The organism is Moorena sp. SIO3I8, assembly GCF_010692325.1.
Classification (GTDB): domain Bacteria; phylum Cyanobacteriota; class Cyanobacteriia; order Cyanobacteriales; family Coleofasciculaceae; genus Moorena.
In genome coordinates this window covers 75,444-91,161 of sequence record NZ_JAAHHW010000018.1, presented here as the reverse complement: position 1 = coordinate 91,161, position 15,718 = coordinate 75,444, and the positions used below count along the sequence as shown (strand labels likewise).

Annotated in this window: 16 protein-coding genes; 8 read left to right on the top strand and 8 right to left on the bottom strand. The window is 44.3% G+C overall.

Annotation, left to right across the window (positions count from 1 at the left end; all coding sequences use genetic code 11):
* Positions 1-358: 358 nt before the first annotated feature.
* Positions 359-532 (top strand): hypothetical protein, encoded by a 174-nt coding sequence (locus F6K51_RS09885; protein WP_293019944.1) that lies wholly within the window; start codon positions 359-361, stop codon positions 530-532.
* A 254-nt stretch (positions 533-786) separates the two neighbouring features.
* Complete coding sequence (locus tag F6K51_RS09880; RefSeq protein WP_293019942.1) at positions 787-963, top strand: hypothetical protein; 177 nt, start codon at positions 787-789, stop codon at positions 961-963.
* Between the two features lie 206 nt (positions 964-1,169).
* Here F6K51_RS09880 and F6K51_RS09875 read toward each other — a convergent pair whose 3' ends face one another.
* Together F6K51_RS09875 and F6K51_RS09870 are read right to left on the bottom strand one after the other, a co-directional pair.
* Complete coding sequence (locus F6K51_RS09875; RefSeq protein ID WP_293019940.1) at positions 1,170-1,523, bottom strand: hypothetical protein; 354 nt, start codon at positions 1,521-1,523, stop codon at positions 1,170-1,172.
* An 85-nt stretch (positions 1,524-1,608) separates the two neighbouring features.
* Positions 1,609-2,178 carry a hypothetical protein gene (locus F6K51_RS09870; RefSeq protein ID WP_293019938.1) on the bottom strand — a complete coding sequence of 190 codons (570 nt, stop codon included), beginning with the start codon at positions 2,176-2,178 and terminating at the stop codon, positions 1,609-1,611.
* Between the two features lie 601 nt (positions 2,179-2,779).
* On the opposite strand from F6K51_RS09870, the gene F6K51_RS09865 reads away from it, so the two are divergent.
* The 3 genes from F6K51_RS09865 to F6K51_RS09855 all read left to right on the top strand — a co-directional run bounded on the left by F6K51_RS09865 (position 2,780) and on the right by F6K51_RS09855 (position 4,143).
* On the top strand, positions 2,780-2,923 hold the full coding sequence (locus F6K51_RS09865) for a hypothetical protein (RefSeq protein ID WP_293019936.1): 144 nt from the start codon (positions 2,780-2,782) through the stop codon (positions 2,921-2,923).
* A 127-nt stretch (positions 2,924-3,050) separates the two neighbouring features.
* Complete coding sequence (locus F6K51_RS09860; protein WP_293019934.1) at positions 3,051-3,791, top strand: hypothetical protein; 741 nt, start codon at positions 3,051-3,053, stop codon at positions 3,789-3,791.
* Between the two features lie 58 nt (positions 3,792-3,849).
* A complete protein-coding gene (locus F6K51_RS09855) occupies positions 3,850-4,143 on the top strand; it encodes a hypothetical protein (RefSeq protein WP_293019932.1) in 294 nt (97 codons plus the stop codon).
* A 12-nt stretch (positions 4,144-4,155) separates the two neighbouring features.
* Here the strand turns inward: F6K51_RS09855 and F6K51_RS09850 are convergent, their stop codons facing one another.
* On the bottom strand, positions 4,156-5,541 hold the full coding sequence (locus F6K51_RS09850; protein ID WP_293019930.1) for an aldehyde dehydrogenase: 1,386 nt from the start codon (positions 5,539-5,541) through the stop codon (positions 4,156-4,158).
* Positions 5,542-5,823: 282 nt separating this feature from the next.
* Between F6K51_RS09850 and F6K51_RS09845 the strand changes: the two genes are divergently transcribed.
* Entirely contained in the window at positions 5,824-7,500 is a 1,677-nt protein-coding gene (locus F6K51_RS09845; RefSeq protein ID WP_293019928.1) for an iron ABC transporter permease, read from the top strand.
* Between the two features lie 312 nt (positions 7,501-7,812).
* Here F6K51_RS09845 and F6K51_RS09840 read toward each other — a convergent pair whose 3' ends face one another.
* Positions 7,813-8,868 carry a Fe(3+) ABC transporter substrate-binding protein gene (locus F6K51_RS09840; protein ID WP_293019927.1) on the bottom strand — a complete coding sequence of 352 codons (1,056 nt, stop codon included), beginning with the start codon at positions 8,866-8,868 and terminating at the stop codon, positions 7,813-7,815.
* 568 nt (positions 8,869-9,436) lie between these two features.
* On the opposite strand from F6K51_RS09840, the gene F6K51_RS09835 reads away from it, so the two are divergent.
* A complete protein-coding gene (locus tag F6K51_RS09835) occupies positions 9,437-10,588 on the top strand; it encodes a DUF3685 domain-containing protein (protein ID WP_293019924.1) in 1,152 nt (383 codons plus the stop codon).
* A 116-nt stretch (positions 10,589-10,704) separates the two neighbouring features.
* On the opposite strand, the gene F6K51_RS09830 is transcribed toward F6K51_RS09835, so the two are convergent.
* Together F6K51_RS09830 and F6K51_RS09825 are read right to left on the bottom strand one after the other, a co-directional pair.
* On the bottom strand, positions 10,705-11,304 hold the full coding sequence (locus F6K51_RS09830; protein ID WP_293019922.1) for a hypothetical protein: 600 nt from the start codon (positions 11,302-11,304) through the stop codon (positions 10,705-10,707).
* Positions 11,305-11,497: 193 nt separating this feature from the next.
* The gene (locus F6K51_RS09825; protein ID WP_293019920.1) at positions 11,498-11,635 is read right to left on the bottom strand and encodes a hypothetical protein; all 138 of its coding nucleotides are present in this window, start codon (positions 11,633-11,635) and stop codon (positions 11,498-11,500) included.
* A 130-nt stretch (positions 11,636-11,765) separates the two neighbouring features.
* On the opposite strand from F6K51_RS09825, the gene sbcC reads away from it, so the two are divergent.
* Positions 11,766-14,786 (top strand): exonuclease subunit SbcC, encoded by a 3,021-nt coding sequence (gene sbcC / locus F6K51_RS09820; RefSeq protein ID WP_293019918.1) that lies wholly within the window; start codon positions 11,766-11,768, stop codon positions 14,784-14,786.
* Here sbcC and F6K51_RS09815 read toward each other — a convergent pair.
* Together F6K51_RS09815 and F6K51_RS09810 are read right to left on the bottom strand one after the other, a co-directional pair.
* On the bottom strand, positions 14,765-14,902 hold the full coding sequence (locus F6K51_RS09815; protein ID WP_293019916.1) for a hypothetical protein: 138 nt from the start codon (positions 14,900-14,902) through the stop codon (positions 14,765-14,767). The two genes, sbcC and F6K51_RS09815, sit on opposite strands and share 22 nt — an antisense overlap.
* Positions 14,903-14,935: 33 nt before the next feature.
* Entirely contained in the window at positions 14,936-15,355 is a 420-nt protein-coding gene (locus F6K51_RS09810) for a DUF29 family protein (RefSeq protein ID WP_293019914.1), read from the bottom strand.
* Between the last annotated feature and the right edge of the window lie 363 nt (positions 15,356-15,718).

Genomic DNA, 15,718 nt, shown 5'->3' with positions numbered 1-15,718 from the left:
CCCATTGTGCTCGACCTAGCTGTAGGTGCTAAGCGTAAGTGCTTTACTAAGTATGAGGAAATGGAGATCGAAGAGAACGGAGCGGTTACTGAGCCAGCTGAACCCGTTAGCACTTAATCTCTTTTGGAATCTTTAACAGGAAGATCTGGGCATAAATTAATTCCTATATCTCCTCTTTAGCCTCCATTCTGAGCTCAGGATGGAGGAGTTTTTATGGTTAACCGATAATCACAGCTAAGTTAGGCTATCTTATTATCAGTCAAAAAAAGGTACCCTCAAGGGTACTGCCAAGCCAGAGGATTATTTGACATTATATAAATGTGTTGATTGAAATTAATTAAAGCAAGAGGCAAAACCCATGGCTTACAAATACTATAACCCCTGTGTGTTCCAAGTTCCGATCAAATTAGAAGTACCCATTGTGCTCGACCTAGCTGTAGGTGCTAAGCGTAAGTGCTTTACTAAATATGAGGAAATGGAGATCGAAGAGAACGGAGCGGATACTGATAAAACTGAACCAGTTGCCACTTAGTATCTTTAGTAATCTTTGACGGCTAGCTTTTAAAATCTGGACATAAATTAAGTCCTATCTCTCCTCTATATCCTCCATTCTGAACTCAGGATGGAGGAGTTTTATTGTAGACCTTAAGCGATAATCACCCCTAAGTTATGGGAGAATATCATCAGTTGAAAAAAGGTACCCTCAAGGGTACTGCCAAGCCAGAGTTAGATTTGAGATTATATAAATGTGTTGATTGAAAGTAATTACAGCAAGAGGTAAAACCCATGGCTTACAAATACTATAACCCCTGTGTGTTCCAAGTTCCGATCAAATTAGAAGTACCCATTGTGCTCGACCTAGCTGTAGGTGCTAAGCGTAAGTGCTTTACTAAGTATGAGGAAATGGAAATCGAAGAGAACGGAGCGGTTACTGATGAGTCACCCGCACAGGTTACCACTTAGTCTCTTTAGCAATCTCTGACAAGAATCTTTGACGGCTGGCTTTAAATTAGTTCATAGAAATTAGTTCCTCAAATCCCCCTAGGCTTATCAAGTCAGGGGGTTTTTCTTAACCAGTCTCCCTGACAGGGGGACATAAAGCTTATAACGTAGACAGTGCCAACTCTATAGCCCGCTCACCCTTCTTGTAATAGTTGAGCCAACGACGGTTAATTTGCATGCATTTCGTCCACTATTTTTTCGCACAATCCCCTTAAGCGAAGCCACGAATGCTGATGTTGGCCAACATAAAAAGCGGACGGTGCGCTTTCCAATGGGCGAGTAAATCGCCCTTGGGTCGCACCGCTATGTCGCCGTTGTCCACTTGATTGGGTTTCAGGTCTGACCACATATTTTTGAATTCCCATCTGCTTAATGTGTCGCCCTTGAAGCATGGCACTGGTATAAGCAATCGCCACAACAATCATCAATTTTGAAAGATACTCACCTGTTAGCTTAGAGCCTTCAATACTATAGCCTCCCGACTGAAAATCTCGAAACATTGTCTTGATGCAGTCGCTCATGGTTTGAATTTACCGTAAGATAGGGTCGCCTTATTAAAAAATATTTAACCCTTTTCTGCATAACCTGCTAACTATAAAGGCTCCACTATCTAAGGTTTTGTCTCCGGGGGAAACCCCCAAGACCGCGCTGCATCGCTTCCTCAATTGAAAATCGTCTTTGGTAGGCCACAATAGCCGTATCGACATCATCAAAATTAGTCAAAATATACCAGGGTTCTTTCGTATTAAATCCCTGGGAATTTCTTTTCCATTTAGCGGCTATATTAAACGTCCCAAATCCTTTTTTTTTGGTAACTTGGCAGTCATTAATAAACAGCTTTACTCCTGGCTTAAGCCCATAGTCTTTTAACTCCCGTTCCACCTCAGTATCGTAACAAACAAGCGTGTTATATTTCTGTCTCAAACAAAAGTATGCACCCTGCAAACGCAGCCAGTTTCCCAGTTTGGGTGAACAAAATTCCCGGTCTCCTAACACCACCACCCTATAGTTGGAGAGTAACCCAATACTTTTACCCAAAACAGCTGTTTGCTCATCAAAATTACTGCTGCCTTTTTTATCCAAGAACTCCCAGTAAATCGGCCAGGCACGATGATCATAGATGACACTAACCATCAAGATATTAATCACCCCCCAGCTGGTACGATCTATCGCCAAATATATTCTATCGTTTGGTTTAAACATCCATTCAGCGCAGAGCACTTACACAGGGAAACCAGATTGAAACGATGTTGAACTGTTTGATCCGTAAAAACCGACGTAATTTCTGAAGGGCGACTCTCAAACAAAATAGGTAACGGCAGCGCTTGAGCTAACACTTCTAGTTTGACCTGTCTGAGTAGTTGTAGGCTGGCCACGACTAAGGTGATTAACAAATACCTACTGTGATGCAGCTGATTTTGTAGGATTTTCTGGTATGGCGCACGCTATCATTTTTTGTAGATGGGTCAGGGTTACTATATTTGACCTATCTTTTTTTGGATTTTTCTGCCGTATCCCTTGCTACACAAGGGCTATAACCGCTCTGTCCCCCCGTCAGCCAGTCTCCTGCTGATAACCATAACATTTATATCAAGTCTGGTTGAATAGCCATAATTAAGGAGAGGGTGGCGAGGGTGGGAGGTCTGGGGAGATGGGGAGATGGGGAGATAGGGAGATAGGGAGATTTTTATTAAGGGTAATTATCCTGACATGATATTACAAATAGAGCAGGACTCTACATAGGTAAAAGTGACCAGCTATCGAAATTATCATACTCATGAGGTACATAATTGTTTCCACTATCACCCCCTTTACCGCGCCCGAAATTACCACTCCAAAAACTTTTAAACCTAATCCCTGCTCCCTACTCCCTGCTCCCTACTCCCTGCTCCCTACTCCCCCAAATTTTGGATCTCACTAAACTGAAACATGCTATAATAAACGTTAACTAAAAGGTACCCTTAAGGGTACCGCAACCTGTTAGTAAATTATGAGACCATTGGGAGAGATTAAGACTACCTGCTAAACTACCTGATGGAGGGCAAATCATGCCTGACGAAAATATCCACGAATCCTCTTACAACTGTGAATTTGAGATTCCGGTCAATTTTTTAGTTCCCTTCTCATTCAAGCCCACATTTGCTCCACAAAAGTGTACTTTCCAACTTTGCAATCACCCTGGTGCTAGTGCCAGTCCGCCACCCTATGGCTTGCGTCTTGATGGACTGCTCACTGGTAATGCCAGAGATATCTATACCTTTGATTTTGAGTACGAGGGGGCAGAAGTATTCCTCGACTACACCAGCACAGGTGAGATCCACATCTACGGAAAAGCCTTCGGTGGACAAAAAGAAGGGAAGAATTACAAAAAAGGGACAACTGACTACTGGGATATCGACTTTAGCTACAAGATTGTGGGACATAAAGACAACGATGCCTATGTCACGGAGAAAGCCTATGGCAAGTACAACATTGGCATGGGTAAGGGGACAATCAAGTCTAAGAAGTTCAAGTCCTTTGATTTAGTAGACTACTTCGGTAAACATCAATACTCCTTCCGGTTTGGTGATGATACGGAGCACCGGGGCTATAAAGGTATCTCTGGCTGGGGCTGGCTGAATCATAGTGGTGCCAAAGATGGTATCTATGAGCACCTAGATTACTCTGACTGGCTATTCGTTGCTAAAATTCCTAAACTATCCATGGCTAAATGGAAAATGATCTGCTGGAGTGGCTTAGCCAGTGGAGTCTGGTGTGAGGATGAGCCTAAGAAGTCCGATGATGATTAGGGATTAATTATAGCGCCGCGCCCAGTGTGGGGAGATAGGGAGATGGGGAGATGGGGAGATGGGGAGATGGGGAGATGAAGAGATGGGAAGTGTGGGAAGTGTGGGAAGTGTGGGAAGTGTGGGAAGTGTGGGAAGTGTGGGGAGATGGGGAGATGAAGAGATGGGGAGATGGGGAGATCAGCAACTGGCTCCCCAAGACGGCGGTACCTTCCGACTCCCGACTCCCTACTCCCGACTCGGCGGTACCTTCCGACTCCCGACTCCCTACTCCCGACTCCCGACTCCCTACTCCCGACTCCCGACTCCCGACTCCCGACTCCCGACTCCCGACTCCCGACTCCCTACTCCCTAAAACCAATAATAACTAACCACTAATAAATTTCTTGATCTGTTCCAGTTTGTCTTTGTAGGGAGCATAGCGCAACTGCAAATCCAGCCAGAAGGACTTCTTCAGCACGCTTTTTTGGTGAGAAAAGGTATCAAAACCAGCTTTCCCATGATAAGCACCCATGCCACTATCACCAACCCCACCAAATGGTAGGGAAGGAACATTTAGATGCATAACTGTTTCATTCAAGCAAACACCACCAGCAGAGGTCTGTTGCAAAACCTGCTGTTGCTTTGCTTTGTCTCTGGAGAAAAAATATAGCGCTAATGGTTTTGGTCTTTGGTTAACTATCCCAATCGCTTCATCTAAATTACTGTATTCAATCACAGGTAGAATCGGACCAAAGATTTCCTCTTCCATCACTTTATCCTCTAAGGAAATATTGTCGATGACCGTGGGAGCAATATAGCGGTCTTCTGGATTAGTTTGTCCACCAATTATGATCTCACCATCCTTGAGTAAGGTACTCAAACGGTGATAATGCTTATCACTGATAATCCGAGCATAATCTGGACTTTTGGCGGGATCGTCTCCATAAAATTTATGGAGACAGGCTTTGATTTGTTCGAGTAAATCAGATTTAATCTCCCGATTGACCAGCAGATAGTCTGGTGCAACGCAGGTTTGACCGGCATTGAGAAACTTACCCCAAACAATTCGTTTTGCTGTAGTCTCTATCGGCACATCTGTCTCCACAATGCAGGGACTTTTACCCCCCAACTCTAGAGTAACCGGGGTTAGGTGTTTGGCAGCAGCAGTCATGATAATTCTGCCAACTTGGGTGCTGCCGGTGAACAAGATATGGTCAAATTTTTCTGCTAACAGTTCCTGACTGGTTTCTACTCCCCCTTGCACTACAGCAATATAGCCAGGGTCAAAGTTTTTCTGGATAATCTCTGCGATCGCACCAGAGGTGTGAGGGGAGATTTCAGAGGGTTTGATCACGCAACAGTTTCCGGCTGCGATCGCACCCACTAAAGGAGCAATGGCTAGAGCAAATGGATAGTTCCAGGGACTGATAATCAGTACTACTCCCAAGGGTTCGGGATAAATTTGACCCGAGCCTGGAAAATTTGCCATTGAGACCGGGACTCTTTTGGGCTTGACCCAGGATTTAATATGCTTGAGGGTGTGATCAATTTCCTGCACCAGGATAATTTCGGTAGCATAAGATTCAAATTCCGCCTTGTGCAGGTCGGCTTTCAACCCTTCTAAAATGGCAGCATCATTTTCTAAAATAACTTGCTTGAGGCGCTTGAGTTGGGCGATCCGGAATGCCACATCTTTGGTTTTACCGGTGCTGAAAAAATTGCGCTGCTGAGCCAAAATATCTTTGAATTGACTGGTTTGTAGTTCAAGCATCTTAAAATTTAACCCCTGAACGGAAAAAAAAAATCATTTTCTTCTGGTTCAAGGTTAGCAATTATTTGATAGGATAGTTTATTGCTAAATACTTGCAAGAGTTTAGCGTAGGGTGGGTTAGGCGGGGAGTACTTTAAAAGCTCACCTTTGAAGAGAGCTGTCCGCCGTAACCCACCAATATTAAGCAACTCATCGCTGTCTATACATTGACTGTATAAACAGCCTCTGAGTTCAGCTCCTTGAAAACATTCCTCAAAACAATCATTTGCCTGAAAACTCCCGATGCCACTAAAAATTTCAGCACTATTGAGCGGTAACAAACCATGGCATCGTCTGGGTTTGCCTGGTTGGACAGTCTCGGTAATTGCGATCGCACTCCTAATTTGCGCACCAGTCCTATTTGTGCTGGGCAGTATGTTCTCCGATTCTTCAGAAGTATGGACTCATTTAGTCTCCACTGTCTTAGGCAGTTACATTGTCAACTCCCTGTGGTTAATCCTAGGTGTAAGTAGTGGAGTCTTAATCCTTGGGGTTTCAACAGCATGGCTAGTAACCATGTGTCGCTTCTGGGGAAGCCGGGTGTTTGAATGGGCGCTACTACTGCCTCTGGCAGCACCAGCCTATTTACTTGCCTATACTTACACCAATATGCTGGACTTTTTTGGACCCGTACAGACCTGGCTGCGGCAGCTGTTTGGCTGGACTAGCGTGCAGGATTATTGGTTTCCCAATGTCCGGTCTCTGTGGGGTGCGATCGCCATGTTGTCTTTGGTGCTCTATCCCTACGTTTACCTAATCACCAGGGTAGCTTTCCTAGAGCAATCCGTCCGTACCCTAGAAGCTGCTCGTTCCCTCGGATGCACCCCTTGGCGTGGCTTCTTCACCGTGGCTCTACCCCTAGCTAGACCAGCGATCATGGCAGGTTTGGCCTTAGCACTGATGGAAACCCTCAGCGACTTTGGCACAGTAGAGTATTTCGGTGTCAGTACCTTCACTACAGGGATATATCGTACCTGGTTAGGAATGGGTGAGAGGTCAGCTGCTGCTCAACTAGCCGCCTGTTTGCTACTATTCATAATTGTTTTAATTCTACTAGAACGCTGGTCTCGTAAGCAATCTCGCTATTATGAGACTGGCAGTAGTTACCAACGAATCAAGCCATTTTCACTAACTGGGGGCCGAGGCATACTGGCGCTGTTAGCCTGTTTCCTTCCCATTGCTCTTGGATTTTTAGCACCCGCAGCATTTTTGCTGCACATGACCATTAAAAATGCCGAGGAAACCTTAGATGATAATTTTTGGCAGCTAGCTACAAATAGTTTACTATTAGCCATTACAACAGCTGCGATTGCCATGGTCTTAGCATTAGTCATGGCTTATGGGCAACGTCTAGTGCCCAAACTAGGGATGCGCTTAGCAGTACGCACTGCTGCCATGGGTTATGCTATCCCTGGTTCAGTGATTGCAGTTGGTGTCTTAATGCCCTTAGGTCAGTTGGATAATACCATTGACAGCTGGATGCGGGCAACCTTTGGCCTATCCACCGGTTTACTTTTTAGCGGCACCATCATTGCTTTAGTATACGCCTATCTTGTACGCTTCCTAGCAATTTCATTCAATACCGTTGAATCCAGCCTAGGTAAGATTAAGCCTAGTTTAGATGATGCCTCTCGCAGTCTCGGTTATGGACCTACGCTTACCCTAATTAAAGTTCACGCCCCATTAATGTGGGGAGGATTGTTGACAGCAGCGATGTTAGTGTTTGTGGATGTGATGAAAGAGTTACCAGCAACTCTGATCATGCGACCTTTTAATTTTGATACCCTGGCAGTAAGAGTTTACCAGTATGCCTCCGATGAACGATTAATACAGGCATCAGCACCAGCATTAGCGATTGTTTTAGTAGGAATTATTCCAGTAATTTTATTGAGTTTAAAGATTGCTAAGTCTCAGGGATAATAATGCAGAATGAATAATTAAGAATGAAGAATGGAGAAGGCAGAATGAAGAATGGAGAATGGAGAAGGCAGAATGAAGAATGGAGAAGGCAGAATTCTAAATTCTAAATTCTAAATTCTAAATTCTTAATTCTTAATTCTTAATTCTAAATTCTAAATTCTAAATTCTTAATTCTTAATTCTTCATGGTGTTGGATTCAAAAAAAAGGTAATAGGGAACAGAGAAAAGAGGAGTTTTTGCTTTCTGCGCGCTACTCCCGACTCCCTACTCCCTACTCCCTAATACGACAGTACTTCACCTAATTTACAACTGTTATACCCAACCAGCAATATCCATCAGTTGAACTGCTGTAGCACTATTGGGACCATATTTGGAAACACTGGTGGGATCTTCCTTGAAAGGAAAACCAAAGCCCGCAAGTACCGGATCAATCGGTGTTCCAGGAACCACTGGATATTCGCTATTAGCTTGAGCAAAGAAGGTCTGAGCGGTAGGGCTGGTTAGATACTCTAAGAATTTGATAGCATTTCCTGGATTAGGAGCTGTTTTCACCAAGCCGCCACCACTGATATTAATGTGGGCACCCCGGTTTTGCTGATTGGGGAAAAATACACCAACTTTCTTGAATATCGCCTGCTTGGCAGGTTCATCGGATTTAATATAGCGAGGTAGATAATAGGTATTTGCGATCGCAATATCCGCAATCCCAGCAGCAACCGCTTCAATTTGGGCTCGATCATTACCCTGAGGCTTGCGAGCAAAGTTACCCACAAAGCTCTCGACCCATGATTTTACTGCTGGTACACCCAGGCTGGCAATCAGTGACGCAACCAGAGATTGATTATAGACGTTGCTTGATGAGCGGATAGCAATGCGACCTTGCCATTTGGGATCAGCCAGATTTTCGTAAGTTGACAGATCCGCAGGGTTGACTCTGTTTTTATTATACATAATCACCCGCGCTCGCTTAGTGAACCCAAACCAGTGATTTTGAGGGTGTCGCAGGTTAGCGGGAATCTTGGCGTTGAGTTCCGATGAATTAACCGGGGCAAAAATACCAGCCTGGTCAGCTTTCCACAGACGACCAGCGTCAACAGTGATTAAGACATCAGCTGGGCTATTCGCCCCCTCACTTTTAATCCGTTCTATTAATGGATTTGCTTTCCCCTCAATCAGATTCACTTCAATACCAGTGATGCGGGTGAAGTTGTCGTACAAGTCATCATCGGTCTTGTAGTGACGAGAGGAGTAGACATTGACTACCTCATTCTGGGCGGCTGCTCTACGAGGTTTACCCAGTTCACCCAAGGTGTAAGCCGCCATGGCTGTACCACCTGCTAGTAAGATATTTCTTCTATTGATGTTCATCAGCAACTACTACTTTCTCTCCTTAGGATTGTCGCTAAACTTATGCAGTAGGTATGGTAATCCAGCACCTGAGTTACCATACCTACTGCTATCGAAATAAATTATCGATTAGTTTGGGAATTTTGTAAACTACCTTAGACGGTCGAATGCCAGATAAATCCTTTCAATTACCTGATTTGACTATATACTTGACCCTATAGTAGATGATTAGGTCAGTGTGTAGAAGAGGAACTTTACTCATTATAATAGAATATTTTTAATGGCTTATCAGAAATTTATCCAAAAATTTTCCAGAGGAATAGAGCTGAAAGTTATAGCGCTGCACCCAGGAGGGAACTTCCGCCCTTAGGAAACAGGGACTGAAAAACCTTTTCAGATAAAGGGTTTAGCAATTCTTCGTGCCTGAAATTTGGCAACACCCTTACCAGCATTACTACAATTGATAAGATTTAGCGGCTACTGACTACTGAGCGAGTCGGGAGTCGGGAGTCGGAGTAAGAATGTGGGGAGTGGGGGGAGTGGTAAAAAATCCGGCGTTGCTTAATAATGGAATGATTTTAAAAGTTTTGTGCAATGGGCATCTTGCCGTAGAATGGGCATCTTGGTGGNGGATCAGCTATTACCTGCTAGCATCATTCTGGTGGAACCGTCACGGGACAATTCCTTAGTCCCAATGCCTAAACCGGAAAGGTCACTGACTGTTGCGCCAATGGCTCAATCCCAGCTTAGCCCTAAGCCACCACTAGTTGAGCAGATATTTGACCGGACAATGAACCGGACAATGGTAAAACTTCAATCTGGTTTATCCAACCTCTCTGGTGTTCCCCTAGAAATTGACATTCTCCAAGTAGAGAAAAGAGCAGAGTTACTTGGTTTAGTCTTCCAAACCTTTGAAGAGCTGGTTGAAGATTTGCGCTTGTCTCAAGTAACACTGGAACAGTTACCTCAGAAGCAACAGCTGATTCTGAAAGATCTGTGGGAAGCATCAGTTACAGATTTCTTCGGAAAGTATTATACCTTGTACACGGACAATACTCAACTAGAAGTTGTCACTATTTTGCTTGGTAACTATCCCATCGTCAAAAAAGAAATTCTTGATAAAATTCCTCTAGTAATTGATTTATTAGGTCATCGACTATTTGAGAGCTCATTAATCATTGATAATGTCTCTTATCCAGCCCACACCCCTGAAGCAATTCAACGGTCAGAATTTATCCTGGACAATTTAATTATCCAAATTGCTAATGGGGTGATTCAACCGTTATTAAATCAATTGGCTGATGTAGAAATTATTAAGGTAAATTTTTATCATAAAAATCTAATGTCATCTCGGGAAATTGCTCGATTTCGCAATAATCTCTCCTGGCGATATCGCCAAGATAAACTATTTGGTGAGCCACAAGCAATTTTCGAGAGTCGATATGATTTATTTATCCTAACTGACACTGGCATTAAACAAACCAGTATCTATGCTCCCCGGCGTCGAGAATTAGAACAGCTGGGAGGTTTCCAGCTAGCTGTGACTTTAGCCTATGAGCTACGGGATGCTCTTTCTCCCCGTGTGCAAGCGGCTGTCACTTGGATTGGTAATGGTGTGGTGTATCTGTTGACCCAAGTCTTTGGTAGAAGTATTGGTCTAGTGGTTCGTGGTGTAATTCAGGGCATTGGTAGTAGCGTCCAAGAGGCCAGGTTTGGGAAAAATTCTGGACGTGGGAAGTAGGGAAGAGGGGAAAGTAAAAAAATACCATTACATCCGGCATAGGGACTGATTCAACCCTCCCCACCTAAACAATTTTAGAAAACAATTTTAGAAGCCCCTGCCTCTAGGCATAGGTTTCATGACTCATTCACAGTCACACCCTTTTTGCCATTACTCTCAGTATGCTCTACTACTTCCGAGCCTAGAGGATTAGCTTGATGCTGAGATGGTGGCAAAGCGGGAGCTAATATTTCCCAAGCTTCTTTGGCAATGGGCAAATACTGATCGTGAGCGGCTTTAGCTTCAGCAAATTTTGTTAAGGTTTTGGCAAAATTTCTATCCGTTGCCAGTTTCATATGTTCCGGTGTCAGGGGGTCTGGGGAAAATAAGGCTTCGATCACTGGCCGTAATTCCACCGCTTGTTGGTAAGCTTGTTCCAAATTCACCCTTAAACTTGCTAAAGATGCGATCGCTTTTACTGACTGAATAATCTCTGCTTCCTCACCATCTTTACTATCGGTAGCTAGTGGCTCAACTAAAATCAAATCCTCAGCACTCAAGCCATCGGCAAAGCTATCCTCATTGACGGTAGTGTCTTCTGAGTCTTCCATGCGCCGTTGAATCTCTTCGAGGGCTTTGGCTCTGTTTTTGGCATTGTCGGTTCTGCCGGGGACTTCAACGAAAAAGCCGAGTTCCTTTAAATCCTTGGTTGTATATTGCACCGTAGCTTTTGACATAATGTTTACCCCAGTTTCGATGTCCGATTAGATTCATCCTACTTAAATTAATAGTACGCCTGATCGAGTTCACTATGGAACATGGTTCCAAAACCGAAATGGCGTAAGCATATGCGCTACCTCACAGGCTAGAAGCCTGTGCCACGCACGCTACTTGAGGTGCTATCAGCTCTCAGCTATCAGCTCTCAGCTATCAGCTCTCAGCCATTGGCCAACGGCTGACGGCTAACCACTGACCACTGACCACTGACCACTGACCGCTGACCACTGACCGCTGACCGCTGACCGCTGACCGCTGACCACTGACCACTGACCGCTGACCGCTGACCACTGATGGTCTAGCTAAGACTTTTTGCTTACTGAGGAATTATTAATTTTTGTAAAAATGAGTGTTCAAGACCTAGAAAACTGATATATACGTCGCTACACTAATCAAAGTGTGTAAGGCTTGTGGAACCTAGATGATTCCTATCCAACTAACCCTAAAAAACTTCCTCAGCTACCGCGACGCAACTCTAGACTTTCGGGGTCTTCACACTGCCTGTATTTGTGGTCAGAATGGAGCCGGGAAATCGTCCCTGCTAGAAGCCATTACCTGGGCGATTTGGGGACAAAGCCGTGTTGCCTCAGAAAACGATGTCATCCATACTGGGGCGAAGGAAGTCCGAGTAGACTTTATTTTTCAAAATAATCAACAAACCCATCGAATTATTCGGACTCGCCATCGGAAACAGGGGAGTTCCCTAGACTTTCAAGTGGAAACACCAAATGGTTTTAAGTGTTTAAGCCAGAAAGGAGTACGAGCAACTCAATTATTAATAATAGCGAATCTCAAGCTAGATTACGATACCTTTATCAACTCCTCTTACCTGCGTCAAGGTCGAGCCGATGAGTTTATGGTCAGGCGTCCCAGTGAACGGAAACAAATTCTGGCAGATTTGCTCAAACTAGACCAGTACGAAAAATTGGCAGACCAGGCAAAGGATTTGTCAAAGCAGTTGAAAGGTCAAGTAGAACAGCTAGAACAAAGTTTGCAGGGTATTAAGGAACAACTGGGAGAACGGGATGCGATCGCAAAAGAAACAGCTACCCTGGAAACTGCCTTACACCAGCTGCAACAAGACCAAGACCAAGACGCGCAACAACTCAAACAACTACAAGCTGTTGGACATCAGCGGAATAGCTGGGAACAACAGCTAAACTTTGTGAGGACACAATATCGTAATCTTACTCAAGATTGCGATCGCATACAACAAGACATTGCTACTGCTGTTGCTCAACAACAACAACTTTCTGAACTACTCTCTCAAGACCAACAAATTACTGCTGGTTATGCCGAATACCTCCAGCTACAAGAACTTGAAGAAAGTCTTGCCGCCAAATTACAGACTTATCAGAAAGCGCAACAGCAACGACAACAACTCCAACAGCAGCTTAATCAAGAAATTAATCAACTTAATCTGCAAATTCGTGATATCCAAGCTCAACTCGAAGCCTTGGGTACTCAAGAGCAAGATATTAAAGATACTCTCTCCCGTTCAGGGCAAGTGGCTACAGCCCTGGCACAACTTAACCAAGCTCGTGAACGCCTCAAGCAGCTAGATAATCTGCAACTAGAAGTCTCTCCCTTGTTGCAACGCCGTGGGTCTATCCAAAGCGAACTTGACCGGGTTCAAGCCAGACTCAGTGCCAAATTAGAAGAACTGGTTTCTTCTGAAAAACAGTTATCCCAGCAAGTAGCAACAACACCTCAGCTGAGACAGGCGGCACTTCAGTTAGAGGCTGAACTTGGGGAATTAGAGAAAAAGCGGGTTTACCTGTCTCGGTTACAGGACAAAGGACTAGAACGTCGAGGCTTTCGAGAACGCCTCCATGAAAACCAACGTCGCTATGAAAAATTACTGGGGGAACTGACCCAAAAAATCGAATTGCTGCAAGTTCAGAACGCAGTTTGTCCCTTATGCGAGCAGCCTCTAGATGCAGCCCATTCTGACCGAGTGATTCAGAAAACGACTGCCGAGCACAAGGATGTTCAAGATCAATTCTGGGTAGTACGAGAGCAGCTAACAGTTTGTGAACGAGAACTTCAGGTGTTGCGCCATGAATACTCCCAAATTTCCAAACAACTCTCTCCTTATGAAGAGTTGCTAGAACAACGGGGACAACTAGCAGCACAACTAGAAGCCACTGACGAAGTTTACGACCGACTCTATGAAGTATCAGAGGAAAAGAAAGAACTGCAACAATCCCTTAGTATTCCTGGTTATGGGGTAGAATTACACGAAGAACTCAGGCAACTCGACCTCCGAGTCCAACAGCTCAACTACGATGAACAAACCCATGCTCTAGCACGGGGGGAAGTTGACCGCTGGCGCTGGGCTGAAATCCACTCGGCTAAGCTAGAAGAAGCACGGCGGCGTCAGGGAAAAATTGATGCCCAGAAACCACAGCTGCAAGAGAAGCTGGATACTCTTCAAGCCTCGGTGGATCAGTTACAAACGAATTCCCCGTTGAAGCAGCAATTGGATCAGCTAGATCGATACATAGCTGAGATTGGCTATAACTTGGATGCTCATAATCAGGTTAGAGCCTCCTTGCGTCAAGCCCAATCTTGGCAACTGCCTTATCAGGAATTACAAACTGCCCAAGAGCAACAGCCCCAAGTCGGTCAACGCTTGGCAAACCTAAATCAAACCCTCCAGAGCAGACGCTCTAATCTCAAGGAGGTTAATACACAAATTGAGGACATTGTCAAGCAAATGGAACAAAGTCCTGATGTTACTAGGGACATCCAAGCCTTAGAACAGGGCATGAAGCAGCGCCGACGGCAAATGGATAAACAACTATCCCAGCAGGGGCGTCTCCAACAACGGTTGCAGCAACTGGAATCCCTACAAACTCAGTATCAACAGCAACTCGAAAAGCTGCAACAACTCCAGCGGCAATATCGGGTGCATCAGGAATTAGCGATCGCATTTGGCAAAAATGGCATCCAGGCTCTAATGATAGAGAATATTTTGCCTCAACTAGAAGCCCAAAGCAATCAAATTTTGGCTAGACTGACTGGGAATCAGTTACACATCCAAATTGTTACCCAAAAGGCCGGGAGTCGGTCTTCTAAGAAAAAAACCAAACTGATTGATACCTTAGATATTTTAATTGCTGATGCCACTGGTACTAGACCTTATGAAACCTATTCCGGTGGTGAAGCATTCCGGATTAATTTTGCCATTCGTCTGGCATTAGCACAACTGTTGGCTCAACGCTCAGGCACATCCTTACAAATGTTGATTGTGGATGAGGGGTTTGGCACCCAAGATGCCGAGGGGTGTGAGCGATTGATTGCAGCAATTAATGCGATCGCATCCGATTTTGCTTGTATTTTAACCGTGACTCATATGCCTCAGTTTAAAGAAGCCTTTCAGACCAGGATTGAAGTATCTAAGACATCCCTTGGCTCTCAGTTAAGTTTATCGATGTAATCAATGCTAATATTTGTAGCAAAGGGAATAGGGAGTAGGGAACAGGGAGTAGGGAGTAGGGAGTAGGGAGTAGGGAGTAGGGAGTAGGGAGTAGGGAGTAGGGAAGTTCTGAACAAAAATTATGTAAGAAATTATGTAAGCATTCAGCCCTATAAAATCAAATCCATTGCTGTTTTTATGATTTCCTCCCGCTCCACCATTTTAGCAATTTCTTCAGCTTCATAACTTCCTTCAAATGCTTCTAATGAAGCGCGGTCTAGTGCGGATTGATAGGCATCTTCTAAAGTTTCTAATAATTCCTCTTCGGTTAAATAAGTTCCTTTAGCCTTGTGGCGCTTATTAGTACGTTGAATTTGTTTAACAGAATTACGGATTGATACTTCCCAAGATTTAGTCGTCCGTTTTTCAGCAGCTTTTTTAATTAGATGTAACAGCAGAATAATTCCATAGCTAAATAGTTTATTCAGTTTATCCGATTTGCTCATCTCCTCCAATTCTTCAATCAGTTCCAGGGCTTCAGGGATTTTGCCTTCGTAGAGCAATTCCTTGAGAGTCATTAATTCTTCCATTCGCTATTATTCCTCCGCTTTTCAATTTCCCCGTCGCGACTAATACCGAACCAAAGATATAGCAGTCGAAGTAAAGCTTAAGACATATTTCTACTCCCGACTCCCGACTCCCGACTCCCGATTCCCGACTCCCGACTCCCTACTCCCGACTCCCGATTCCCTACTCCCTACTCCCTACTCCCTACTCCCCTTAACCCATTACCCATGACCAAAAGAACCGTAAAATTGCTCAATGTTCCCAATTAGGCTATTCAACTAATTCCGCAATTGTACGGTTATCTTATTCCTGAAATAGCTTCTACTATAGTAATATCTAAACCGAAATCTCGGCAGTATAGAGGCTGTTATAAACGAGCTAGTTTC